Annotated in this window: 26 protein-coding genes and 1 other RNA gene; 15 read left to right on the top strand and 12 right to left on the bottom strand. The window is 58.1% G+C overall.

Features of this window, described 5'->3' with window-relative positions:
• Positions 1-9: 9 nt before the first annotated feature.
• From AC2FID_RS06355 to rnpB, 3 genes are all read left to right on the top strand, one after another.
• Positions 10-708 (top strand): hypothetical protein, encoded by a 699-nt coding sequence (locus AC2FID_RS06355; RefSeq protein ID WP_108859365.1) that lies wholly within the window; start codon positions 10-12, stop codon positions 706-708.
• Entirely contained in the window at positions 659-1,369 is a 711-nt protein-coding gene (locus tag AC2FID_RS06360; protein WP_496835957.1) for an N-acetylmuramoyl-L-alanine amidase, read from the top strand. The genes AC2FID_RS06355 and AC2FID_RS06360 overlap by 50 nt, the downstream gene beginning before the upstream one ends.
• Before the next feature lie 51 nt (positions 1,370-1,420).
• Positions 1,421-1,820: RNase P RNA component class A (rnpB, locus tag AC2FID_RS06365), an RNA gene on the top strand.
• Between the two features lie 8 nt (positions 1,821-1,828).
• On the opposite strand, the gene AC2FID_RS06370 is transcribed toward rnpB, so the two are convergent.
• From AC2FID_RS06370 to AC2FID_RS06380, 3 genes are all read right to left on the bottom strand, one after another.
• Positions 1,829-2,161, bottom strand: a complete 333-nt coding sequence (locus AC2FID_RS06370) for a GYD domain-containing protein (RefSeq protein ID WP_058275623.1) — start codon at positions 2,159-2,161, stop codon at positions 1,829-1,831.
• Between the two features lie 68 nt (positions 2,162-2,229).
• Positions 2,230-3,072 (bottom strand): DUF2182 domain-containing protein, encoded by an 843-nt coding sequence (locus AC2FID_RS06375; RefSeq protein WP_496755114.1) that lies wholly within the window; start codon positions 3,070-3,072, stop codon positions 2,230-2,232.
• Positions 3,073-3,085: 13 nt separating this feature from the next.
• Entirely contained in the window at positions 3,086-3,721 is a 636-nt protein-coding gene (locus AC2FID_RS06380) for a DUF1326 domain-containing protein (RefSeq protein ID WP_282168890.1), read from the bottom strand.
• Between the two features lie 315 nt (positions 3,722-4,036).
• Between AC2FID_RS06380 and AC2FID_RS06385 the strand changes: the two genes are divergently transcribed.
• The 3 genes from AC2FID_RS06385 to AC2FID_RS06395 all read left to right on the top strand — a co-directional run bounded on the left by AC2FID_RS06385 (position 4,037) and on the right by AC2FID_RS06395 (position 5,751).
• Positions 4,037-4,741, top strand: a complete 705-nt coding sequence (locus tag AC2FID_RS06385) for a DUF533 domain-containing protein (protein ID WP_058275625.1) — start codon at positions 4,037-4,039, stop codon at positions 4,739-4,741.
• Positions 4,742-4,867: 126 nt separating this feature from the next.
• Positions 4,868-5,035: a 50S ribosomal protein L33 gene (rpmG, locus tag AC2FID_RS06390; protein ID WP_058275626.1), complete on the top strand. Its 168-nt coding sequence runs from the start codon at positions 4,868-4,870 to the stop codon at positions 5,033-5,035.
• A 209-nt stretch (positions 5,036-5,244) separates the two neighbouring features.
• Positions 5,245-5,751: a hypothetical protein gene (locus tag AC2FID_RS06395; protein ID WP_282119060.1), complete on the top strand. Its 507-nt coding sequence runs from the start codon at positions 5,245-5,247 to the stop codon at positions 5,749-5,751.
• A 176-nt stretch (positions 5,752-5,927) separates the two neighbouring features.
• Here the strand turns inward: AC2FID_RS06395 and AC2FID_RS06400 are convergent, their stop codons facing one another.
• Both AC2FID_RS06400 and AC2FID_RS06405 read right to left on the bottom strand, forming a co-directional pair.
• Positions 5,928-6,704 carry a Bax inhibitor-1/YccA family protein gene (locus AC2FID_RS06400; protein ID WP_282119061.1) on the bottom strand — a complete coding sequence of 259 codons (777 nt, stop codon included), beginning with the start codon at positions 6,702-6,704 and terminating at the stop codon, positions 5,928-5,930.
• A 180-nt stretch (positions 6,705-6,884) separates the two neighbouring features.
• Positions 6,885-7,094, bottom strand: a complete 210-nt coding sequence (locus AC2FID_RS06405) for a DUF1127 domain-containing protein (protein WP_282119062.1) — start codon at positions 7,092-7,094, stop codon at positions 6,885-6,887.
• A gap of 127 nt (positions 7,095-7,221) precedes the next feature.
• Between AC2FID_RS06405 and AC2FID_RS06410 the strand changes: the two genes are divergently transcribed.
• Positions 7,222-8,103 carry a LysR family transcriptional regulator gene (locus AC2FID_RS06410; protein WP_496835961.1) on the top strand — a complete coding sequence of 294 codons (882 nt, stop codon included), beginning with the start codon at positions 7,222-7,224 and terminating at the stop codon, positions 8,101-8,103.
• 7 nt (positions 8,104-8,110) lie between these two features.
• Here AC2FID_RS06410 and AC2FID_RS06415 read toward each other — a convergent pair whose 3' ends face one another.
• Positions 8,111-9,067 carry an NADPH:quinone oxidoreductase family protein gene (locus AC2FID_RS06415; protein WP_472723203.1) on the bottom strand — a complete coding sequence of 319 codons (957 nt, stop codon included), beginning with the start codon at positions 9,065-9,067 and terminating at the stop codon, positions 8,111-8,113.
• 320 nt (positions 9,068-9,387) lie between these two features.
• Between AC2FID_RS06415 and AC2FID_RS06420 the strand changes: the two genes are divergently transcribed.
• From AC2FID_RS06420 to AC2FID_RS06430, 3 genes are all read left to right on the top strand, one after another.
• Positions 9,388-9,759: a helix-turn-helix domain-containing protein gene (locus AC2FID_RS06420; protein WP_058275630.1), complete on the top strand. Its 372-nt coding sequence runs from the start codon at positions 9,388-9,390 to the stop codon at positions 9,757-9,759.
• 44 nt (positions 9,760-9,803) lie between these two features.
• The gene (gene hisN, locus AC2FID_RS06425) at positions 9,804-10,595 is read left to right on the top strand and encodes a histidinol-phosphatase (RefSeq protein ID WP_108859373.1); all 792 of its coding nucleotides are present in this window, start codon (positions 9,804-9,806) and stop codon (positions 10,593-10,595) included.
• Between the two features lie 114 nt (positions 10,596-10,709).
• The gene (locus AC2FID_RS06430) at positions 10,710-12,044 is read left to right on the top strand and encodes an 8-oxoguanine deaminase (RefSeq protein ID WP_108859507.1); all 1,335 of its coding nucleotides are present in this window, start codon (positions 10,710-10,712) and stop codon (positions 12,042-12,044) included.
• On the opposite strand, the gene guaD is transcribed toward AC2FID_RS06430, so the two are convergent.
• Entirely contained in the window at positions 12,041-13,330 is a 1,290-nt protein-coding gene (gene guaD / locus AC2FID_RS06435; protein ID WP_496835964.1) for a guanine deaminase, read from the bottom strand. The two genes, AC2FID_RS06430 and guaD, sit on opposite strands and share 4 nt — an antisense overlap.
• Positions 13,331-13,470: 140 nt before the next feature.
• Here guaD and mgtE point away from each other — a divergent pair, with 140 nt between their 5' ends.
• Both mgtE and AC2FID_RS06445 read left to right on the top strand, forming a co-directional pair.
• The gene (gene mgtE / locus AC2FID_RS06440) at positions 13,471-14,865 is read left to right on the top strand and encodes a magnesium transporter (protein WP_282151683.1); all 1,395 of its coding nucleotides are present in this window, start codon (positions 13,471-13,473) and stop codon (positions 14,863-14,865) included.
• Positions 14,862-15,425, top strand: coding sequence for a 5-formyltetrahydrofolate cyclo-ligase (locus AC2FID_RS06445; protein ID WP_472723206.1), 564 nt, complete (start codon positions 14,862-14,864; stop codon positions 15,423-15,425). Before mgtE ends, AC2FID_RS06445 begins: the two co-directional genes overlap by 4 nt.
• Positions 15,426-15,430: 5 nt before the next feature.
• Here the strand turns inward: AC2FID_RS06445 and AC2FID_RS06450 are convergent, their stop codons facing one another.
• Positions 15,431-15,664 carry a putative hemolysin gene (locus tag AC2FID_RS06450; protein WP_496835965.1) on the bottom strand — a complete coding sequence of 78 codons (234 nt, stop codon included), beginning with the start codon at positions 15,662-15,664 and terminating at the stop codon, positions 15,431-15,433.
• An 89-nt stretch (positions 15,665-15,753) separates the two neighbouring features.
• Here AC2FID_RS06450 and AC2FID_RS06455 point away from each other — a divergent pair, with 89 nt between their 5' ends.
• From AC2FID_RS06455 to AC2FID_RS06465, 3 genes are all read left to right on the top strand, one after another.
• Positions 15,754-16,569, top strand: coding sequence for a TIGR00282 family metallophosphoesterase (locus tag AC2FID_RS06455; protein WP_496696024.1), 816 nt, complete (start codon positions 15,754-15,756; stop codon positions 16,567-16,569).
• A 90-nt stretch (positions 16,570-16,659) separates the two neighbouring features.
• A complete protein-coding gene (locus tag AC2FID_RS06460; RefSeq protein ID WP_496835878.1) occupies positions 16,660-18,438 on the top strand; it encodes an SLC13 family permease in 1,779 nt (592 codons plus the stop codon).
• Between the two features lie 98 nt (positions 18,439-18,536).
• The gene (locus AC2FID_RS06465; RefSeq protein WP_496835967.1) at positions 18,537-19,277 is read left to right on the top strand and encodes a YbaY family lipoprotein; all 741 of its coding nucleotides are present in this window, start codon (positions 18,537-18,539) and stop codon (positions 19,275-19,277) included.
• Positions 19,278-19,291: 14 nt separating this feature from the next.
• On the opposite strand, the gene AC2FID_RS06470 is transcribed toward AC2FID_RS06465, so the two are convergent.
• The 4 genes from AC2FID_RS06470 to AC2FID_RS06485 all read right to left on the bottom strand — a co-directional run bounded on the left by AC2FID_RS06470 (position 19,292) and on the right by AC2FID_RS06485 (position 24,418).
• Complete coding sequence (locus AC2FID_RS06470) at positions 19,292-20,953, bottom strand: FAD-binding dehydrogenase (protein ID WP_496835969.1); 1,662 nt, start codon at positions 20,951-20,953, stop codon at positions 19,292-19,294.
• 11 nt (positions 20,954-20,964) lie between these two features.
• Complete coding sequence (locus AC2FID_RS06475) at positions 20,965-21,822, bottom strand: bile acid:sodium symporter family protein (RefSeq protein ID WP_472723211.1); 858 nt, start codon at positions 21,820-21,822, stop codon at positions 20,965-20,967.
• Between the two features lie 72 nt (positions 21,823-21,894).
• Positions 21,895-22,629, bottom strand: a complete 735-nt coding sequence (locus tag AC2FID_RS06480) for a glutamine amidotransferase (protein WP_496835971.1) — start codon at positions 22,627-22,629, stop codon at positions 21,895-21,897.
• 16 nt (positions 22,630-22,645) lie between these two features.
• Positions 22,646-24,418, bottom strand: a complete 1,773-nt coding sequence (locus AC2FID_RS06485; protein WP_108859384.1) for an SLC13 family permease — start codon at positions 24,416-24,418, stop codon at positions 22,646-22,648.
• Between the last annotated feature and the right edge of the window lie 56 nt (positions 24,419-24,474).

The following is a 24,474-nucleotide window of genomic DNA, read 5'->3' on the forward strand; positions in this document are numbered from 1 at the left end:
AGCAGCTGAATGCGCTTTACGCTTCTGATCCCCGCAATCGGACTTGTGGCCGCCTGCAATACGGTGGCCCCGGTCCAGGGTACTGGATTTAACACGCCTCAATATCAGGCACAGCGCGAGGCCGCGCTGGCCGGGCCGGGCTACACCGGCAACCCATTGACCGGCCCTGCTGAAGTGTCAGAACAACAACTGGGCGCACCCGGCAGCACCCCAACCGGGGATAACGCTGATATCGCGTCGGCAACGGCGGCTGCATTGGCCAACACGTCGGGGCAAAGCACGTTGACGCAAGTCCCGCTGTCTGCCGCCAGTAACAATGCGATCTCCGACGAACAGGATTTCGCGGCTGTATCAGGACGTCGCACGATCGAAAACGACGCGGCCCTGATTCAACAGAACCGCCAGACCTACGAAGTTGTCACCCCAACTGCTGTTCCGCAGCGCGGATCGGACGGCCAGCCCAATATCGTACAATACGCTCTAAGCACCTCGAATCCCGTTGGCACGCAGCTATACAGTCGCGCAGGCTTTAATCTCGAGGCTAAAGCCCAGCGGAATTGCGCCAAGTTCCCGTCGCCTGATCAGGCTCAGATCGAGTTCCTGGCCAATGGTGGCCCACAGCGTGATCGCAACGGGCTGGACCCGGATGGGGATGGGTATGCCTGTGGCTGGGATCCCAGTGCATTCCGCAGTGCCGTCAACAACTGATCCACAAGCGCCAATCTGGCACGCTTCGCCTAACTATGGGCCACGCAGGGACGGGCTGAAGCCGTCCCTGATCGTTTTGCACTATACCGCGATGAACAGCGCGCAAGAGGCGCTGGACAGGTTATGTGACCCCGTCCACGAAGTTTCGGCGCATTACCTGATTGGGGGCGACGGGACGCTCTGGCACATGGTGCGAGAAGAGGACCGCGCCTGGCACGCAGGGGCCGGAGAATGGAGCGGTCAGAAGGATATCAACTCCCGTTCGATCGGCATCGAGTTGGACAATACCGGCAGGCACCCGTATTCAGACCTGCAAATGCGCAGGCTGGAACAGTTGTTGCCTCAGATCATGCATCGCTGGGGCATTCGCCCATACGGTGTGATCGGTCATTCCGACATGGCACCCGGCCGCAAATTTGATCCCGGGCCGCGATTTGACTGGCTGCGGCTCGAGCGCAACAAGCTGGCCGCGCCGCGCGGACAAAGCGATGGCCCGCTAGATGCGCCGATGGATCAGTTTCGGATTCTGGCTCAATCCGCCGGCTTCAGCGCTGACGTAGACGACGAAACTTTGCTGTCCGCCGTTCGCCTGCGATTTCGTCCTTGGGCTACAGGTCCGTTGCAGAAGGCCGATTTCGCACCTCTGACCGCCCAATCCTGATCCGCTCTGCGCTCTTGACGCAGCCTGTCACAAGGCATACCCACCGCTTGCGCGGAGGGCCGGATGGCCGCTGGGGCCGCAAGGCCCGAGAGGAAAGTCCGGACTCCACAAGACAACGGTGCCGGGTAACGCCCGGGCGGGGCAACCCGACGGAAAGCGCCACAGAAATCAGACCGCCCCGGACTTCGGTCCGAGGTAAGGGTGAAACGGTGGGGTAAGAGCCCACCGCGCCGCTGGCAACAGGGGCGGCACGGCAAGCCCCACCGGGAGCAATGCCAAATAGGGTCCCCGCGCGGGCAGGTCGGCGTAAGCCGATACCGCCGCTAGGCACGTCCTGGCCAAGAGGGACCGGGTTGGCAGCTTGAGCCGCGCAGCAATGCGCGGCCTAGAGGAATGGTCATCGAAGGGGGCAACCCCGGAACAAGATCCGGCTTACAGGCCCTCCGCGCATAACTCTGTTCACTTACCGGGCGGCGTGTAAGCCCCGGTCAGCTTGGCGGCCTTTTTGGTAATGGCGGCAAAGTCCTTCGCCTTCCAGGCGCGTACTGTTTCAACGTTTGATACTGCACCCGAGGCCGCAACGGCCATTCCAATTGCTACTGCGTCAGTGCCATCCGGAACTTCGCTTACGACCACCACGTCATTTTCGCCGGTCGTCATGTAAAAAGCCAAAAGCTTGCCGCCGACTTTTTTCAACAACGCCCGGACGGCCGCCGTGCGGTCTGCGGGCTTCTTTAGCATTCCTTTGACGCCATCCTGGGAGTAGGTCGCATAAGTGATGAAAATAGGCATCAGTCTTCTCCTTGTTTCAATGGTTTGGAACGCTGAAATTGGCCGGTTCCGCGGCCTGGAAACGGGATCTAAAAAATGCTCATAACGGCGTCCAGGACGACCCAGAGACCCACGGCAATCAGGGCCAAGCCAGTCAAAGTGGGCAACCAGCGTGCGCCCGGCAGCAACTTTTCCAAAGCCACGTAAATGGCGATTCCGGCAATCCAGTAAAGGTTCATGATCCCGCCTACGAACAGCAGCGCCATCAAGGCCCAGCAACAGCCCAGACAGTACAGCCCATGCAAAGCACCAATTCGGAACGCACCATATGCGCCGGGTTTGTGATGATCGGCGATGAATCGGGCAGGGCTTTGACAATGCCGCAGACAGGCGGACTTGAGGTCCGACAACTGATACGCGCCTGCCGTAATCAGGACGCAGCCAGCAAATGTTTTGGACCGGATTGTCATCATTGGACCATCGGACAGCCCGATGCTTTCCAGCCCCCATTGCAACCCCGTCGCGGCAAGGCTGAATATAGCCCAGGCGATCAGGTAGCCTGCGAGAAAGCAAAAGCTGAACTGCGCGGCCTTGTCACGTTCGGGTCCCGCACGCTTTATCGCCGAATACAGCAAGACTGCAGGTGCAGCGCTGGGGGTCATCATCGCGATCATCATGACCCACCACATCAGAAAAATCAGGATTACGTATTGCACGCCCCAACTGGGCGCTTCGCCCATGTGCATGGGTTCTCCGATCGGACCCGCCATATTGGTCATTTCGCTGGCCGTCATGTTCATGCCAATCCCGGCGATGGTGTACCAGGCTGTAAACAGAACAATCAGCGACACACCGAACAGCACGATGACCCGCTCACGCCGCATAAGCCGCTCTACCGCCCCAGTGCGGGGCGGTGTGGGATGGGATGTCATGATGACCCCCGGATCAGGCGCCCAGGACACCGTGGCCCGAAATGTTCAGGTGGGCCAGATGAGCGTGCGTCGCGTCAAAGGTCAGGCTAATTTCGCCGCCATGAGTCTTGGCAGAGCCCGAGGCAGCTTCGGCGTGACGGTATTCAAACCCGTTTGGCAGCTGAATTGACGCCCGGTGCGCCGCACCCGACACGATATGCGGAATCGGGCTGACTTCGACATCGAAGACGCCGTTCACCTTTGCAAACCCGGTGCGCTCGTCGCGGTTCCAGTTCAGCTCGATCGGAACGAAGAGCGTTTCATGTTTGGTCGGAGCCATGGCGCTGTAGACATACCAGAAGGTTGCCATTTCATCGGTATCTTCACCGGTCATTATGGCTTGCAGGGCCGCACGCTGATCAGCGCTGGCGCTGGCATCTATGATCAGTTGCATCTGACCGTTGCCCTCATGGATCGGGCCAGGCCAATAGTACACCCCAGCCGCCCTTACGCCCGCCAGATCTGTGTCCCCGTAGTGACCGCTTTCGATGTCGAATACGACGACGGCCTCGCAATTGCCATGTGTCGGAAGTACGCTGAACTGGCAAGGACAACCGAAGTTGCAGTTACAGTTGGCCAGCTCTTCGCCCTTAATGGTCCATTCAGTCATGATGCCCCCTAAACAAAATCAATCGTGCAAACCCTGCTTGCACGGTTGCTTGCCTGTTCATGGAGCCTCGAAGATCGAGCCGAAAATTGGCTTCTTTGGATTGTTGATGGCGCGGTAAGTATCACATATTCGAATTTCTGACAAATTAGACATGCGCTTGTGCGGGAATACGCCTGTTACATGTTCACTTGATGAAACGAAGCCACCATTGGTCAGCTTTGCGCTAGCGTTAGGGCATCTGCTTAATCCGCGGATTTTGAGTCGCAGTTATCTGCTATATTGCAAAAACGCATTTTGAATATTGGGAGGATTGTTATGAGTTTCATGAAGGCACTGGCTTCGGTCGCAGTTGGATTTGCTGCAGCAAAAGGCATGGAAAAGTACAAGCAAATGGGCGGGATGGCCGGTCTGCAAGATATGATGCAGGGCGCCGGGGGCGGCTTTGGCATGGATCAACTGGGCAAGATGGCAGAACAGTTCGGGATGCCGGGGGGTGCCGGTGGGCTGCAAGAGATAATTGGAAAGCTTGGCATGGCCAATCCGGCCGGGGCCGCAGGTCTTGGTGGGCTGATGAATGCCATGCAGGGGGCAGCAAAATCAGGCAGCCAGCAGACCGCCGACATGATGGATACGGTATTCAAAGGCACACCCGGGGGCGCGGCGATGGAGGAGCAGGCCAAGCTGATGCTGCGCGCGATGATCCAGGCAGCCAAGGCGGACGGAGAGCTAGATGAGCAAGAGAAGGAAACCATTCTGGGCGAATTGGGTGATGACATCAGCGATGAAGAACGCGCCTTTGTTCAGGATCAGTTGAATGGCCCGATTGATGTTATCGGCCTGGCTGCTGATTCCGGTGCGCCATTGAAAGCGCAGGTCTATGCCACGTCTCTGGCGGCGATTCGTCTGGATAACCAGCGCGAGGCCTCTTACCTTGTTCAACTGGCCACTGCGCTGGGTTTATCTGATGCCGAACGCGACCAGATTCACACGTATATGGGCGCGCCGACACTTTCGACATAGGCCTGATCCCTGATCAGCCGATCATGTGCCCAATTGCCCTTGACACGAGCCGTGCAAGGCGTAAAAGCGCACGCTCATAGGAATTCAACCGAAAGGCCCCTGCCTTTTCGGACGCAGGAGATAACCATGGCGAAGCCGACGACAATCAAGATCCGTCTGAACTCGACCGCGGGCACGGGCCACTTCTACGTGACCAAGAAAAATGCTCGCACCATGACCGAGAAAATGATCGTTCGTAAATACGATCCGGTTGCTCGGAAACATGTCGAGTACAAGGAAGGCAAGATTAAGTAATCTGCCGTCCAACTTGGACAGAATGAAAAAGGGTTTCGCTGATGCGGAACCCTTTTTCTTTGTGCATGCGGCTGGGTGAAATGCCCGGGATCAGAAACTGGCCGTTGCAGTGGCGCATCAGCGTAACGGCTATTCGGTTGGGCGGCGGGTTGCTTTTTGGAACCCCTTGGCCATACGCTTCAGCAAATCGTTCCAAAATGTTGGTCGCCATGAAAAAAATCTTGTTATCCACAATTGCCGTATTCACCCTTGCGGCTTGTGAAGACCCCTTTAATCGATCGGGCGTTGGCTTCACGGGCATCGATGGTGAGCCCCGGACCCTCTCGGATGTTCCCGGTGCGGTCTCGTTCCTTCCCGACGCCACTAATATTCCGGCGGAACTGGCTTTGTTGCCATCCATCCCGGTCGTAACGGATCAGACCGAGGCGGAAAAAATTGCCCGCGTCGCGATCGACAACGGTGGGCGCAGCGACACAAACTCAGTCGTTCTGACCGGTTCGGATATGAACCTGTTCTTAAGCACCGTCAGCGTGAACGGCACTTTGTTCGGAGTTCTTCGAACCGCAAACAACAGCACCCGCGTGGACAACGACATCGGCGCAGCCTTTGGCCAAAATGCCGAACAGTTTACCGGTTGCCTGCCTGCAGGTGACGTGTTCCGCAAGGGGTCGTCGTCGCGCAGCTCGGGTTTTGCGGTTGCTCTGAACTGCAGCTGATCGAACCACGCAGTTACGAAATGAAAAGCCTCCACTGTCTCGGTGGAGGCTTTTTTGTTCTTGGCGACATAAGTCTGCGCCGCCTGTTTGCCGTCCCGGGCAGGATGCCATGCAGCGAGGCAAACAAAAAAAGCGGGCCAAATCTGGCCCGCCTTTGAAATCGAATTCCGGCTGTCTTATTCGCGGTTTCCGAACAGCTGCAGCAGGAACATGAACATGTTGATAAAGTCCAGGTACAGGCTCAGCGCGCCCATGATTGCGGCTTTACCCAACCATTCCTGGTCGCCCGAATGAGCCATCTGCAGGTAGGTGGTTTTGATCTTCTGCGTGTCATAGGCGGTCAGGCCAGCAAAGATCAGTACACCGATCACCGAGATCGCGTACATCATCGCGGGTGACTGCAGGAAGATGTTTACAACCATCGCCACGATCAGGCCGATAAGACCCATGATCAGGAAGGTACCCATTCCAGACAGGTCTTTCTTGGTCACGTAGCCATACAAGGACAGCCCAGCGAAGGCGATCGAAGTAATCAGGAACACCTGAATGATCGACATGCCTGTAAAGGCAATGAAAATCCAGCTGATCGACAGGCCCATCACCGCTGCGAATGCATAGAACACCAGCTGCGCAGCTGCGGCGGACAAGCGGTTGATGCCCGCGCTAAAGCCAAAGATGAACGCCAGCGGTGCAAACATGATCACCCAGCGCAGGGGCGACGTGTAGATCGCGGCACCCAGCGAAGTCAGATAGGTGCCCGAGTTGATTTGCCCGACCGCAGCCGACGGGTCCGTTGTGGTTGCAAGGCCGGAAATGGCCCAGGCCGCCATGAATGTAATCAGCATGCCCACAGACATCGTGCCGTAGACTTTGTTCATATGGGCGCGCAGGCCCTCGTCAATCTGGGCAGCGCGCGCACCGGTCGCCGTCCGGATCGTGTCAAATTGTGCCATTAAGGGTCTCCCTTTGCATATTTCTTGTCGGGCCATGATGTTGACCCCATTCCCCGCAAATATCGGCAAGTGCGGGCTGTGTTTCAAGGGTTTAACGGCCGAAACTGGCTAAAACACGCAACAAAAATGGCAGCCCGACGGTTCGCGCTGCCATTCACTGAGAAAAGGTGCGGTATCGAATCACTTTTGCCAGAACTCCGGCGCATCCCAAATGGATCGTGACGCCTCGGCTTCGGCCTGTTGGCGGGTGATACCGATGTCTTCCAGGGCGCGATCATCAAGTCTGGCAAGCGTTTTGCGCTGACGTAGAAGAGAGAGCGCATCCCGAAGCGAGGACAACAAAGAGCGACGCTGAGGTGTGCAGTGCTGTTTGATTGCAATTTGGGTCATATTTATTGTCCTTTCTCTGTTTCGTGATGGTTGATCGTGTTTCCATCAACTTCCTTGATTTATATGGCGCAACATGTCACATTTTGAAAATGAATATTTATGAAGAGATGCATAAGGATTTGTGAACTTGCGAAATCTGGATATCACCACGCTCCGTTCCTTCGTTGCCGTTGCTGACCAAGGCGGCGTCACACGGGCAGCCGGATTTCTGCATCTGACGCAATCCGCTGTGTCGATGCAGTTGAAGCGGTTGGAAGAGCTGCTGGGCCTTGAATTGTTGGACCGTAGTGGGCGCACAATTGCGTTGACTGCATCCGGTGAACAGCTACTGGCCTATGCCCGGCGCATGATCGCACTGAATGACGAAGTAATCTCAAAGCTCACGGATCAGGCCTATGAAGGCGAGGTCGTTCTGGGCGTTCCGCATGACATCGTCTACCCGGCCATTCCGCGGGTATTGCAGCGTTTCAACGCTGACTTCCCGCGGGTTCGGGTGCAGCTGATTTCGTCATATTCCCTTCAGCTGAAAGAAATGTTCAAACGCGGCGAGTGCGATTTGATCCTGACAACCGAAGCCTCAGCCAGTGACGGATCTGAGACCGTCGCGGAACTGCCCTTACGGTGGATTGGGGCGCCAGGCGGGTCAGCATGGCGTAAGAACCCGATTCCGCTGGCTGTTGGGCGGCGATGCGCGTTTCGGCCCCAGATGATCTCGGCCCTTGATGCGGAAGGTATCCCGTGGGAACTGTCAGTCGAAACAGAAAACGACCGCACGATCGAGGCGACCGTCAGCGCGGATCTGGCTGTTCACGCGATGCTGGACGGGACCGAACCCGCACATCTTGAACAGATTGATACCGGAGGGGCATTGCCGGAACTGCCCGCCCACATGATCAATCTGTACGGAGGCGAGACCGGGCGCGGCGCCGTCGTCGAAGCGCTGGCTGCGCTGTTGCGTCAGAATTTTCGTATGCTGGGCAGTGCACCGCTCAAGGCTGTCGTGGGTTAAGCGCCCGTCAGGGAGAAATAACCACTTTGCCGGTGGCCACGCGATCGCGCAGCAACTGCATGCCTTTGTCGGCCTCGGCCAACGGAAGTACGTGGCTGATATGCGGCTTGATCCGACCCTCGGCAAGCCAGCCGAACAGCGTGTCAAAGCTGTCCTGAACGATCTGCGGCCGGAACTTCAAATAGCCGCCGATGTAAAACCCAATCACTGTCAGGTTTTTCACCAACAGATGGTTGGCCGGAATTTGGGGGACGTCGCCGCCCGCAAACCCGATGGGTAACAGACGCCCTTCGGGGTTGGTTGCCCGGAACGCGGCTTTGAAGACATCCCCTCCGACAGCGTCATAGACGACATCCGCGCCGCCCAGTTCCTTGACGCGTGCGCGCAAGTCTTCCGAGGCGTCGATCAGGTGATCCGCACCAGCCGCGCGGGCCACATCCAGTTTTTCCTGCCCGCGCGCATGGGCAATTACCGTCGCGCCCATAAGCTTGCCGATTTCGACGGCGGTAAGTCCAACCCCACCTGCGGCCCCGGTCACCAAAAGGGTCTCGCCCGGCCGCAGATGCGCCCGGTGATCAAGGGCGATGTGGCTGGTGCCGTAAGCGATCTGAATGGCCGCTGCATTTTCAAAGCTAATTGCGTCGGGCAGGGGTATCGCACGGCTCGCATCAAAAACGCCATATTCCGCCAGCCCGCCCTGACCGGAATATACGGCCACGCGGTCCCCGACATTCAGGCGCGTAACACCGTTACCCAGCTTGTCGACAACGCCCGCAACTTCCATACCCAGCGTGAACGGAGCCTCGGGCGTGTCCTGATACGTACCCTTCTGCATTAGCAGGTCGGCAAAATTCAATCCGCAGGCCTTAATTGCGATGCGCACTTGCCCTGTGCCGGGTTCGGGAAGGTCAATATCAGCCAATTGGGCCGCGCTTCCCTGGGATTGAATCGTGAATGCCTGCATGATCGCGCTCCGTAAATTTGAGGCATAGATTCTTTTCAGCCAGGGTTTGTCAATCATTTCTCCGGGCGCATTGGTTGCATTCGGGTGCCCGACAGCGGGTACAGTACGCATCGAAGCGTCAAAAACACACAACCTTAAATCTTTGTGACGGGAAACGGATTCAACCTTCTTGAAAAATTACCCAAATGCGGCAATATTGCGCTATGGTGCTGTTTTGGGGGTATGTTCCAAATTAGGGAGTGGTTAAGTGCGACTCGCTAGTGTTGCGATAAAAAGCAACGCGCGCCCCTAGTAGTTGTGTGTAAAAGAGGAGAATACCAATGACCCATCACGTCGATGTCCATGTGGGCAAGCGCGTCCGGCATCGCCGCTGGCTGATTGGCATGACCCAGCAGCAGTTGGCGCAGCAAGTTGGTATTAAGTTTCAACAAATTCAAAAGTATGAAACTGGGGCCAACCGGATCAGCGCGTCTCGACTGTGGGACATTGCCGAGGCATTGGACGTTCCCGTCAGCTTTTTCTTTGAGGGTCTGGAAGAGGCCGAAAAAGAAACATCAGGCAAAAAGTCGGTTCCTGCCGATCTGATGGGGGACAAGGAAGCGCTGGACCTCGTGCGGTCCTATTACGCGATTCCCGAAAACCAACGTCGCCGCCTTTTTGAGCTGGCGCGGGTTCTTAGCGACGTCGCATAAATTAGCGGGTTGACTTCAAACCGTGCGCGCCTCACGGGTTACGCATGCAAGAGACCTCTCTAAGCGATCTGGAAGTTGCCGAAGAAATGGCCGACGCGGCGCGTGCGGCCATTCTTCCGTATTTCCGGCAAACTAATCTGGACACCACGAACAAACTGGATGATGGGTTTGACCCCGTCACTATAGCCGACCGAAACGCTGAAAAGGCGATGCGCGCGATTCTGGCACGCCATCGGCCCGAAGATGGCATTTTTGGCGAAGAGTTCGGTCGCGAAGAAGGCTCCAGCGGCCGGACTTGGGTTCTGGACCCCATCGACGGTACCCGCGGTTTTATCAGCGGTACTCCGACTTGGGGGGTTCTGATTGCTCTCAGCACAACTGACGGCCCGATTATGGGGGTGATCGACCAACCCTATATCGGCGAACGGTTTGTGGGTTCGGCGGATATCGCGCAGGTCACCGGCCCATCTGGAACGACACCGTTGAAGACACGCTCGACATCCGCTTTGGATCAGGCGGTTGTTTTTACGACTTTCCCAGAGGTTGGCACACCTGAGGACCGCGCAGGGTTCGAAGCGGTGGCCCGGCAAGCAAAGTTGACCCGTTATGGCATGGATTGTTATGCCTATGCGCTGGTGGCGGCGGGGCAGGTTGATCTGGTGATCGAATCCAGCCTGAACGCCTATGACATTCAGGCCCCCATTGCAGTGATCGAGGCTGCTGGTGGGGTTGTGACTGACTGGCGGGGCGGTCCGGCCCATAATGGCGGGCGGGCTCTGGCGGCGGCGAATCCCGAACTGCACGCGGTCGCACTGGAAATCCTGCGCAACTATTGAAACTGGTTGCCGCAATTTGGCCGGTCGGGTAGGTTCTACGCGGCTGGTTCTTATGCCCGTTTTCCGCCAGCCTTTGCACTTCTTGCATGAGACGGGCTGTTGCAGGAGGGCGAATTGACCGAAATCCTTATCAAAAATGCAGATACCATTCTGACGATGGATGACGCGCGGCATGAGTTGTCGGGCGCAGACATTCTGATCGTGGGGGGGCAGATCGCGCAGATCGCCCACAACTTGCAAACCGACGGTGAGATCCACGATGCTGCGGGTTGTGTTGTGACGCCCGGGCTGGTGAATACCCATCACCATCTGTACCAAACCCTGACGCGGGCTGTGCCGGGCGGGCAGGATGCACTGCTGTTCGGATGGTTGCAGACACTCTATCCGATCTGGTCCCGTTTCGGCCCTGAAGAGATGTTTGTGTCGGCTCAGATTGGCCTGGCTGAATTGGCTCTGTCGGGCTGTACGCTCAGCTCTGACCACCTTTACCTTTACCCCAACGGCGCGCGCCTGGACGATACGATCGCTGCCGCCGCCGAAATTGGTCTGCGATTCCATCCGACCCGCGGCGCAATGAGCATCGGGGAAAGCGACGGCGGCTTGCCGCCAGATGCATTGGTCGAGGTGGAATCCGATATCCTCGACGACATGATCCGCGTGGTTGACGCGTTTCATGATCCATCCGATGGGGCGATGTGCCGGGTAGGGTTGGCACCTTGCTCCCCGTTTTCCGTCAGCAGAGACCTGATGCGCGACACGGCAATCCTTGCGCGCGACAAGGGTGTGATGCTGCACACTCATTTGGCGGAAAATGATGAGGATATAGCGTATTCGCAGGCGCAGTTCGGGTGCCGCCCTGGTCAATATGCCGAAGATCTGGGTTGGACCGGATCAGACGTCTGGCACGCGCATTGCGTGAAACTGGACGGGGCCGAGATTGATCTGTTCGCCAGAACCCAAACGGGTGTGGCGCATTGCCCGTGCTCAAACTGCCGCTTGGGGTCCGGTATCGCACCGGTTCGAACCATGCGTGATCACGGGGTTCCGGTGGGTCTGGGCGCCGACGGTTCGGCCAGCAACGATAACGGCAGTCTGATCCTCGAGGCCCGACAGGCCATGCTGCTGCAGCGCGTTGCCAATGGCGCGGATGCGATGTCGTCACGCGAAGCGTTGGAAATCGCGACACGCGGCGGGGCAGACGTGCTGAACCGCCCTGATTGTGGTCGGCTAGAGCCCGGCAAGCGCGCTGACATCGCCATATGGGACACGCGTGGTATCGAAAGTGCAGGCAGCTGGGACCCGGCCGCATTGCTGTTGGCCGGACCGATGAAGGTGAAACACCTGTTTGTTGAAGGCCGCCAGATCGTGCGCGACGGGCATGTCACGACGTTGGACCTGCCGCGCGTGATCGAACGGCAGACCCAATTGGCCCGCACTTTGCAGGCTTAGGAAGACACGCGGCGACCGGCGATCCAAACCTCAGCAATCGCCCGGTCGTCGCCCATCATGATCGTAGGAAAGATCGCCTCCCACAGATCATCGGCGCAGGCTTCACGCTGGGCAATTGCGGGGGTTGAGGCGAGGTCAAGAACGACCAGATCAGCCTCCATCCCCGGTGCGACATTGCCAATGCAATCATCCATCCGCAGCGTACGGGCCGAGCCAACCGTGCCCAGCCACAGCAGTTGTGCCGCGTGCAGCGGCGAGCCGCGCAGCTGCCCGATTTCATAGGCCGAGGCCATCGTGTGCAGCATTGAAAAGCTCGACCCGCCACCAGTATCTGTTGCCAGACCAACCCGGTGCCCTTCGCCCATCAGCCCGTCCATGTCGAACAAGCCGGATCCGATAAACGTGTTCGAGGTCGGGCAATGGATCAGCGAGGCGTCAACCTCGCGCAGCCGGTCACGTTCGCGCGATTCCAGATGGATGACATGGCCGTAAACGCCATGTGAGCCCAGCAGTCCGAACTTTTCATAGGTATCCAAATAGTCCCGCGCATCAGGGAAAAGCTCACGAACCCATGAGATTTCGTCTGTCTGCTCGCTCAGGTGCGTTTGCATCAGGCAATGCGGGTGTTCGGCCCACAGTGCGCCCATCGCCTCAAGCTGTTCGGGCGTGGATGTGGGCGAGAACCGTGGTGTGATGGCGTAGGATATCCGGTCGACACCGTGCCATTTCTCAAGCAGCGCCTGCGATTGATCATATGCCGTCTGCGGGGTATCCCGCAGCCCTTCGGGCGCGTTGCGATCCATGCAGGTTTTGCCTGCCACCACACGCTGCCGGCGTTGCTGGGCGGCTGTGAAGAATGCGTCGACGCTTTCGGGGTGGATGGTGCAGAAACTGCACATTGTCGTGGTACCGTGCGACGCCGTCAGATCCAAATAACGGTTGGCGATCTCGGCTGCATAGTCGGGATTCCCGAACTTCATTTCCTCGGGGAAAGTATATGTGTTCAGCCAGTCGATCAGGCGCTTGCCCCAGCTGGCGATCATCGCGGTCTGTGGGTAATGGACATGCGCATCCACCAAGCCAGCCATGATCACGTGTTGACCGTGGTTTACAACTTCGGCATCGCGGTTCGCGGATATCAAGCTGTCGGCCTCGCCGACTGCAGATATGCGGCCGTCTTCGATCAGGGCCGCTTCGCTGATTGTCACAGCCTCTGTCGGCTCACTTTCAAATGGTGATCCGTTGAAGCTCAGGACACGCCCTTTCAGCAGCGTTTTTTGCGCCATTTCCGTTCATCTCCGCCTGTATGGGACTGCGAAACAGCATAGTGGGGCGAAACTTGTCGGTAAATCGGCTCATTGTCATTGTTTTCCGGTAGCTGCTTCTTCTAATTAGGGGTCAATGCGCGAACCAACCGGGGGCAGACATGACGACAGGCTATGATGAACCCGTAATCGATTCCGCAAGCGACGATGACGCCTATGCGCTGGATCGCCGGATGGTTGCCGCGATCCTGTATGCGGTTGATGTGGAAGATCGCGACAAGCTGATCGAGCTGATGGAGCCGCTGCACCCTGCGGACATTGCTGACCTCCTTGAACAGATTAATCCCTATGACCGTGGGCGTTTGATCCGTCTTTACGACAAGGAATTTGACGGCGATATCTTATCCGAACTGGATGAGTCCGTCCGCGAAGAGGTTATCAGTGTCCTGCGCCCCGATGTTCTGGCCGACGCCGTGCGGGAAATGGAGAGCGATGACGTCGTCGACCTGCTGGAAGACCTTGAAGAGCCGCAGCAAGAAGCCATCCTGGACGCGTTGGAAGATTCCGAGCGGATCGCCGCGGAACAGGCGCTGTCCTATCCGGAAAACTCAGCCGGTCGCCTCATGCAGCGCGAGGTTGTCATGTCGCCCGAGCATTGGACCGTGGGGCAGACCATTGATTTCATGCGCGCCAATGATGACTTGCCGGAACAGTTCTATCACGTTGTTCTGGTTGATCCGCGGCTCAAACCGGTGGCACAGGTCACGTTGGGCAAGCTGATGGCAACCCGGCGCGAAGTGCCGTTGCACGACATCGCCGAAGAGGAATTTCATACCATCCCCGTCGATCAGGACGAAGAGGATGTGGCCTACGCTTTTAACCAGTACCACCTGATTTCCGCCCCGGTGGTCGATGCCGATGGGCGTTTGGTCGGCGTGATTACCATTGATGACGCCATGGTTGTTCTGGACGAAGAATACGAAGAGGACATGTTACGCCTTGCCGGCGTCAGCGACGAAAGCTCGTTGTCCGACAGTGTCGCCGCGACCAGTAGGCGGCGCCTGCCTTGGCTGGCCGTCAATCTGTGTACCGCAATATGCGCGTCACTGGTCATCTCGCAGTTCGAAGCGGCGATCAATCAGTTAGTGGCACTGGCAATCCTGATGCCAATCGTTGCCTCGATGGGGGGTAATGCCGGGACGCAGTCGCTGACGGTTGCGGTGCGGGCGCTTGCAACGCGTGACCTGACCGGATCGAACGTGGCGCGCGTTATCCGGCGAGAATTGCTTGTGGGGGTACTCAATGGTCTGTGCTTTGCGACCGTTTTGGGGACTGTCGGCATGATGTGGTTCGATTCACCCTTGTTGGGTGTCGTGATCGGCTCGGCCTTGGTCGTGAATATGGCGATCGCAGGCTTCGCAGGTACGGTAGTACCGGTTGTGCTGGATCGTCTGGGCATTGACCCGGCGCTGGCGTCAGGGACCTTCGTGACCACCACAACGGATGTCATGGGGTTCTTCATCTTTCTTGGGCTTGCCAGCGTGGTGCTTCTGTGACCGATCTGACTGAAATCAAGGCCGTCGCCCGTAAGGCGGCATTTGCGCGCCGGAAGGTTGCATTCGATGCGCGTTTGCCGGGTGCAGCCGGACGTTTGTCCGAAGTGCTTGCGGGGCATCGCGGCGTCCCGATGTCGGGGTACATGCCGATCCGCACCGAAATTGATCCTTTGCCTGCTATGGCCGAGGCCGCGGCTTATGGTCCGGTCGGTGTGCCAGTCATTCAGGCCGCCGGACAGGCGTTGCGGTTTTCGCGCTGGACGCCCGAGGGCGTGTTGAAAGACGGCCCGTTCGGCGCCAAGGTTCCCGAGATTGACGATTATTTTGACCCCGAGATTCTGGTTGTGCCGCTGGTTGCTTTTGACGCGCAAGGCGGAAGACTGGGATATGGCGGTGGCTTTTATGACCGCACGCTAGAGGGATTGCGCGCCAAGCGCCCCACACTGGCCATCGGCTTTGCCTTTGACGCACAAGAGGCCGAGGGGCTGCCGTTGGAACCCACGGATCAGACGTTGGATATGGTCATCACTGAAAGCCGAGTACTGACGTTCTCGGCCTGACCGCCTCAGGTCGGGCTGTTTTCGCGAAAGTACTCCCATGCGTCCACTTCGATGCCGTCGGGCAGGATGCAGATGCCGATCTGGCCGCCTTCGCCATCTCGGATTTCGTAACGATTGCCGCTTTCAACGCAAAAGGTTGCTGCCGGGTTCGCCAGCTGGGTGGACGAGTCGTTTGAAGCAGGCTGGTCGCAAGCTGAAAGCGCGGTCAAACTGGCGGCGGTCAGAAGGGCAAGGCGCATGGGAAATCTCCTGCATTATGTTCTTTGGCGGTTTATTCTGCCAGCTTAACCACTTGTGCTTGAGAGATACCACACTTAGGACAGTTCGAATGAGGATACTTTTTCTGGGTGACGTGATGGGCCGCGCCGGACGCGCGGCCATTCAGCAACATTTGCCGCGTCTGCGCGACGAATGGCGGTTGGATTTTGTCGTGGTCAATGGCGAGAACGCATCAAACGGGATGGGTCTGACCGGGGATCACGCCAAGCTGCTGCTGGATGCCGGGGCCGATTGCCTGACACTGGGCGATCACGCGTTCGACCAGAAGGACATGTTGCAATTCATCGAAAGCGAACCCCGCATCGTGCGCCCGGTAAACTTTGCCAAAGGAGCGCCGGGCCGGGGGCACCGGTTGTACACTGCGCCCGGTGGGCGCAAGGTTCTGGTGGTTCAGGTGTTGGGGCAGGTCTTCATGAAACGCCCTTTCGACGATCCGTTTTCGGCGATTGAACCAATCCTGAAGTCGCACCCGCGTGGCGGGCAAGCGCAGGCGATCATCGTCGATATGCATTGTGAAGCCACATCCGAAAAGATGGCCATGGGCCACTATTGCGACAAACGCGCCAGCCTTGTTGTGGGCACGCATACGCATGTGCCGACTGCTGACGCGCAAATCCTGCCGGGTGGCACGGCCTATCTGACGGATGCGGGCATGTGTGGCGATTATGACTCGGTCATCGGCATGGACAAGCTGGAACCGATGCGCCGGTTTATCACCGGTATGCCCAAAGCCCGGTTCACTCCGGCTAATGGCGAGGCCACGCTAAGTGGCGTGTTCGTTGAAACCGACGACAGGGACGGTCAGGCGAAATCTGTTCAAATGGTGCGCGTTGGCGGGCGGCTACAGCAAGCTGGCCCACAGTAAGGGCACGTCAGGCTTGCTCTGTCGCGCGCAATGCGTGAAACTGCCTGACGGGCGCGTAAACCAGGCCAGGGTTCGGACAGAAAACCAAGAATGCAATTCCTTCAACTGACAGAAATGGGAAGCGCGATACTGGCGCTGTTGGTCGTTGCAGGCATGTTCATCATGTTCCTGCGCGAATCCTATCCGACTGAAGTGGTCGCAATTGGTGGCGTGGCCGTGATGCTGGTGACGGGCATTCTGCCCTATCAAAGCGCACTTGCCGTTCTGTCAAACCCGGCCCCTTGGACGATTGCCGCGATGTTCATCATCATGGGAGCATTGGTGCGTACCGGAGCACTGGACGCATTCACATCGACCGCACAAAAACAGGCACAGGTAAGTCCCAAAGTCGCAATCGCAACGTTGATGGCATTTGTTGTCTTTGCCTCAGCGGTGGTTTCAAACACGCCTGTTGTGGTCGTCATGATCCCCGTATTCGTTCAGATCGCGCGGACGCTGAACGTGTCGGCCTCGAAACTACTGATCCCGCTAAGTTATGCGGCCATTCTGGGTGGTACGCTGACCCTGATCGGGACCTCGACCAACCTGTTGGTTGATGGTGTTGCGCGGTCCCAGGGGATGGCCCCGTTTACGATCTTCGAAGTCACGCCACTGGGCATCGCGCTGGTCATTTACGGCATGTTCTACCTGCGGTTTGTCGCGCCGCGCCTACTGCCGGAACGGGACAGCATGGCGACAATGCTTAGCGATCGGTCGAAGATGAAGTTCTTTACCGAGGCTGTCATTCCCCCCGACAGCAACCTGATCGGGCGTGAGGTGACGGGCGTGCAGCTGTTCAAGCGTCCGGGCGTGCGCCTGATCGACGTCGTGCGCGGCGACGAGTCACTTCGGCGCAACCTCAAGGGCGTCGCTTTGAAAGTTGGCGACCGTGTCGTTCTTCGGACCGAGATGACGGAACTGCTGAGCCTGCAAACCAACAGGGAACTCAAGCGTGTCGATCAGGTCTCGGCGGTTGAGACGAAAACGGTCGAGGTGCTGATCACTCCGGGTTGCCGCATGGTCGGGCGGACGCTTGGCGCGATGCGTTTACGCCGCCGTTATGGCGTCTATGTGCTGGCGGTGCATCGGAGAAACCAGAATATCGGGCGGCAATTGGATGATCTGGTCGTGCGGGTCGGTGACACGCTGCTGCTGGAGGGATCACCAGCGGATATCCGGAAACTGGCTGCTGATATGGATATGGTCGATGTGACCCAACCTTCGGCCCGCGCATTCCGCCGAAGCCACGCCCCGATTGCGATTGGTGCGCTGGTCATGATCGTTGTGCTGGCGGCGCTGGGTGTTGCACCGATCCTGCTGCTGTCGATCCTTGCTGTTGCGATAGTTTTGATTACGCGCTGCATCGACGCGGATGAGGCGTTTTCCTTTGTCGAAGGACGATTGCTCGCCCTCATCTTCTCAATGCTGGCCATAGGCGCGGCCTTGGATAAATCCGGTGCAGTTTCCTTAATTGTCGAAGCCGTGGCGCCGGGTCTTGGTGCCCTGCCACCATTCCTGATCATCTGGGCTGTATACTTGCTGACCTCTGTGCTGACAGAGCTGGTGTCGAATAACGCTGTGGCGGTTGTGGTGACACCGATTGCCATCGGATTGGCGCAGGCAGTGGGCGTTGATCCGCGACCTCTGGTCGTGGCGGTCATGGTGGCGGCCTCGGCTTCATTCGCGACGCCGATCGGATATCAGACCAACATGATGGTTTACGGCCCCGGTGGGTACAGGTTCACAGATTTTCTGAAAGTTGGCGTGCCGCTGAATCTGACTGTGGGTTTGCTGGCTTCGCTGTTGATCCCTCTGATCTGGCCGCTTTGAGTTCGGCACGGAACCGCTGGTTTTCCGGCGAAGTCCTTGTAAAATCAAAACCTCATACAATGTTTTGAATAAGTGATTTTGCGAAAAGGAGCACGCCAATGCTCAAGACCGGATATACTGCGCTTACGGTTGCGGCCACATCAGCCATGCTGAGCAGCGCGGCCATCGGCGGAACGATCGAAGGCACTGCAGCATATCGCGAACGCATCGCCGTACCACCGGATGCGACGCTTTACGTGCAATTGCAGGACGTCTCGCGCGCGGACGCACCGTCGGTGACCCTGTCGGCAAAGCGCTATGCGCTGACCGGAGTGCCAGCACAATTCGAGCTGAGCTATGACGACGCCCTTATTCAAGAGGGGATGCGCTACGTAGTGCGTGGTTCGATCTTTCAGGGCGACAAGCTGTTGTTCACAACCGATACTGCCTACCCTGTTCTGACGAATGGGGCCGGGAACACGACCGATCTGATGCTGGTCAAAGTACAACCGCCCGGGGCAGCCGTGCTGGAGAACACCAACTGGACTGCAACCGGCCTGAATGGCGCAGCACTTGAGACCGAAAGGCGCCCCGCGCTTTCATTCGCCAATGATGGCGCGTTCTCAGGCAGCGGTGGATGTAACCGGTTTTCCGGCCAAGCCGAGATTGCGGGCAACAATATTGAATTCCCCGACAACATGGCCGCCACCCTGATGGCCTGCCCGCCGCCACTGGATGAAGTTGAGCGGCAGTTCTTCAAAGCCCTTCAGGGGGTGACAGCATATGCCTTTAAAGGCGATACGCTGGTGTTGCTGGACAGTGCTGGGCAATCCGTCGTTCAGTTTGCCCGTGAACAGTAGGGTTTAAGGGGCCGTCACGCGACGGCCCTTGACCGTCCTGCATTGCGGCCGGAGAAAATGCACCCGCCCAGGAATGAACCTTCGAGCGCGTTGTAGCCGTGATAGCCACCGCCGCCAAAACCCGCGACCTCTCCGGCAGCGAACAGGCCGGGAACGACCTGACCGTCTGCCCCCACCATCTGACTGTCCAGATTGGTCTGAAGCCCACCCAGCGTTTTGCGCGTCAGCACGTGCAGTTTAACCGCGATCAGCGGGCCATTGGCCGGGTCAAGGAACTTGTGCGGCTTGGCGGTTCGGATCAGTTTGTCACCACGGTAGTTGCGCGCGGCCAAAATGGCGGCCATCTGCGCATCCTTGGTGAACGGGTTGTCTATCTGGGAATCCCGCGCCTCGATCTGGGCGCGTAGATGCACCTCATCGATCAGCCCTCCGCCCAGATGGTTCATGCCGTTAACAAGCTCGGTCAAGGTATTGGCGACGATGAAGTCTTCGCCGTGTTCCTTGAACGCCTCGACCGGAGCGGTGGCCTTGGACCCGGTCAGAATGCGTTGGAACAGAACCTCTTTCCATCCACCGTCCGTCATGTCGGGGTTCTGTTCAGACCCGGACAGAGCGAACTCTTTTTTGATTACCTTCTGGGTCAGGACGAACCAGCTGTATTCATGGCCGGTTTTCAGGATTTCCTTCAGCGTCCCTAGCGTATCAAACCCCGGCAGGCATGGCGGTTTCAACCGGTTGCCTTCAGCGTCGAACCACATTGAGCTCGGGCCGGGCAGAATGCGAATGCCGTGCGATGGCCAGATCGGATTCCAGTTACGCACGCCTTCGGTGTAATGCCACATCCGGTCGCCGTTGATCACATGACCGCCAGCCTTTTCGCTGATGCCGATCATGCGTCCATCGACGTGGAATGGCACGCCTGCGACCATGTCCTTCGGCGGCTCGCCCAGACGGTCGCGTGGCCAGCTTTTGCGCACCATTTCAAAGTTGCCTCCGATGCCGCCTGACGTAACGATGACGGCTGGGGCGTAAAATTCGAACTCGCCGACCTCATCACGGTTGGTCTTGGCGCCGTGGGGAGCGGTGTCGTCTGCCAGAACTTCGCCCGAGACGCCTTTGGCAGCGCCGTTCTGCATGATGATGTGGCTGACTTGATGGCGGAATTTAAGCTCGATCAACCCGTTGCTGACATGGTCACGCACTCGGCGTTTGAAATGTTCCAGAACACCGGGGCCGGTGCCCCAGGTGATATGAAAGCGGGGCACTGAATTGCCGTGACCATCCGCATATGATCCACCGCGTTCGGCCCAGCCGACTATCGGAAACCAGCGCAGGCCCATGTCATGCAGCCAAGGGCGCATCTCGCCAGCGGCAAATTCAACATAGGCCTCGGCCCATTTCCTGGGCCATGCGTCCTCGTTACGATCGAACTGCGCGCTGCCCATCCAGTCTCGCAAGGCAAGTTCGTAGCTGTCCTTGATGCCCATGCGCCGCTGTTCCGGCGTGTCGACCATAAACAGGCCGCCGAGACTCCAAAACGCCTGACCACCGAGGAAATGCGCGGGCTCCTGATCGACCACGATCACCTTCTTGCCACGGTCGCCCAGTTCGGCAGCTGCGGCCAACCCGGCAAGCCCAGCCCCCACGACGATGGCATCGGCAGAGTTATTCGTCATGTCTTATCCTTTCAGCGGCTGCGGAACCAAAGGATGAAGGGCAAGGCCACAACATACATCGTAATTCCGTATACAGCCGACGGCAGGGCCAGCGGGCTGAACCCGCTTTCCGTCCCGGTGATCAGTGCGGCCAGTGTAATCCCAAGTGTCGAGTTTTGTATGCCGGTTTCGATGGAAACAGTCTTGCTTTCGTTCCACGACAGCTTTGCGGCACGTGCCAGCCCCAACCCGATCAGCAAAAGCGCGATGTTCAACGTGATCAACCCAGCGCCCATAACGCCGAGGTTGTCGACAAACAGTTGCCAGTTTCCAGCCAGAGCAGCCACAACGATCAGCACGAACAAAACGGTCGCAAGCTTGGACAACGCGGGCTCGATCCGCTTTGCAAAATCTGTTGCAAAGCTGCGAAGTGTGACGCCAAGCGCCACGGGTAGCGTGGTGATCAGGAACATGGCGATTGCAAGCCCTGAGATGGACACCTCGGGTGCCGCATCGCCCATGAAATAGTTCACTGACCAGGCGGCAAGAAAGGGCACTGTGATCATCGAAAGCAGGCTGATGACGGCTGTCAGGCTGACCGACAGGGCAACATCACCCTTTGCCAGTTTCGACAGGATGTTGCTGGTCACACCGCCGGGGCAAAAACTGAGGATCATGAAGCCGACAGCAATCTCGGGTGGCAACGCAAAAAGTGTGACTGTGACAAAAGCCGCGACCGGCAGCAGCACAACCTGACACAACGCACCGATGGCGAAAGGATAGCGCCGGCTGAGCACGCGGCGGAAATCAGCGACTTCGAGCCCAACGCCCAGAGACAGCATGATAATGGCCAGCGACAGCGGCAGGCCGACATTTATTAGAAGATCCAAGAACAACTCCTCCCAAAGCCGTTCGGGCCACCCTAAGCGAGCGGTCGTGGATCAGGCAATAACGCCGTTGGGTCACCCATAGCGTTCGGCAAATCTGCGGAGGATTTCGGCCGGTTGCGTGACGTCCGCTGCGTGACAAATGTCGATCAGGCGCTGGGCGTCTTCGGGCGGAAAATAGCCGTGGTTCTTGTAGATATTGATGCGCTGCTCAAAATCGCGCGCGTCTGCCTCGGGGTGGAATTGCGTGGCATAAACATTCTGCCCCCAGCGGATCATCTGAAACGGGCAGGGGTCCGAGGCCAGCAGGTGGATGCACCCGTTCGGCAGCGCCTGCACGGCCTCTTTGTGGCCGACGAAGGCGTCGAATGTTCCGGTCAGCCCTGCCGTTAGCGGGTCTTGCGCTCCGTCTGCAGTCAGGTGGCAGGTCGAAGGTCCGACAGGTTCACCGTATTTCTCTTTGCTGACGTCACCGCCAAGATGGGCGACCAGAATGCCCAGCCCATAGCAACAGCCCATAAAGGGATGATCTTGTGCGATGATCTGCGGCATCAATCCCATGATGGCGCCTTCAATGCGCGCGTCGGCTTCGGATTTGGTTGCGGGGTCGTCACTGACGCATCCCGGTCCACCACCAACAATCACCCCAGCATAGTCAGTGACATTCAAATCGTCGGGCAAAGCCTCACAATCCAATCGGATACGATGGGTATGGTCGGGAGTCAGCCCCGTTTTGTCCAGGATCGAGGTATATTCGGCATCCGAGGCATCGGTTTCCGGACGTAGCTGCAGGATCAGAAAGCGTTTCATGAAAGGCCTTTATCCGTCACAGTGGCCAGAACACAAGGATGGCGGGAACGGAAACCGCAATGATCAGGATTTCCAGCGGCAGCCCCATGCGCCAATAGTCACCAAACTGATACCCTCCGGGACCCAGGACCAGCGTATTGTTCTTATGTCCAATCGGCGTCAGGAACGCGGCCGAGGCTGCGACGGCGACGGTCATCAGGAAAGGGTCGGGTGAAACCTCAAGCGTGCGGGCCATCTGGATACCGACCGGAGCCGCAACAATGGCGGTGGCTGTGTTGTTCAGCACGTCTGACAGGGTCATTGTGACCACCATCAACACGGTCAGAATGGCCCAGGCCGGCAGCCCGTCGGTCAATTGAATTAAAGCATTCGCAATCAGTTCTGTACCGCCTGACGTCTCCAACGCGCTGCCTAGCGGGATCATCGAGCCCAGCAGAACGACAACGGGCCACTCGATATGATTGTAGATATCGGCAATCGGCATGATCTTGGTCAGAACATAGGCGACAACGACCAGCCCCAAAGCGATGGGCAGGTAGATCAGCCCGACACTGGCCGCCAGAACAGCTGCACCAAACAAGCCAATGGCAAGCCACGCTTTTTCGTTGGCGGTGACGTTCAGACCGCGTTCAGCAAGTGGCAAACACCCCAGCCATTCGGTCACATCGGCACTGCGGTCACGTGGGCATAGCAGCAACAGAATGTCGCCTGCCTCAATCTGAGTTTTACGGACCTGTTCGGTAATGCGACGCCCTTGACGTGAAATCCCCATCAAAACGGTGCTTTGACGCCAGGCCAATCCCAGGCCCTGCGCGGTGCGACCGGTGACGCGTGCGTTTAGCGGCACAACTACCTCAATCACTTCAAGACCGTCCCCTTCGGCGGTCAGCAACTCCTGACGGCGGGTATCCGAGAAATCGAGGTTCAGCGCGGTGCGAAATTCATCTAGCGCCTCGGGGCGGGCCTCCAGCACCAAAGCGTCGCCCGGTTTGATTGTAGCATGGGCCGACCGGCCATAGCGCCGTTTGCCATCTCGAATAAGGCCGATGATGGCCACGTCGGATTTCTCAGCGGCCTCATAAAGCTCGCTGACACGTTTTCCGATTTGCGGCGACTCTGGCGGGACCGTCAGTTCCGCGATGTATTCGGCAAGGGTTTCCGAGGCCTCTTCCTGTGTTCCGCGATTGGGAATCAACCGCCATCCGACCAGCGCGACAAATGCCAGCCCGGCAATCGCTGCCAATCCACCAACGGGGGCGAAATCGAACATTCGGAACGGTTCACCCAATGTTTCAGCCCGGATCGATGCGATGATGATGTTAGGGGGCGTTCCAATCAACGTGGCCATGCCGCCCAGAATGGTGGCAAAGCTCAGCGGCATCAGGGTCAGACCGACCGGCCGCCCCGCCTTGCGCGCGGTTTGGATATCGACCGGCATCAGCAGCGCCAGCGCGGCCACGTTGTTCATAAAAGCCGACAGAACAGCGCCAATCCCGCCCATCAGCGCGATATGTGCGCCAAGCCCGCGCGAGGCATCGACCAGCGTGCGGGTGATCAGGAAAACAGCGCCGGAGCGCACCAACCCGGCCGAGACAACCAATACCAAAGCGACGATGATCGTGGCGGGGTGTCCGAACCCGGCAAAGGCGTCATCGACCGGCACAACACCCAGCGTAACTCCGATCAATAGCGCGGTGAAGGCCACAAGGTCGTATCGAAACTTCCCCCAAAGCAGCATTCCAAACACAGTGGCGAAAAGGGAAAAAAGAATAATCTGGTCTGTCGTCATGCGGCCACCATACCCTTCGCGGCGACTGTCGCAAGCCGCTCTCTTGATCCTTGGCC

Source organism: Ruegeria sp. CDSC068 (assembly GCF_059610545.1).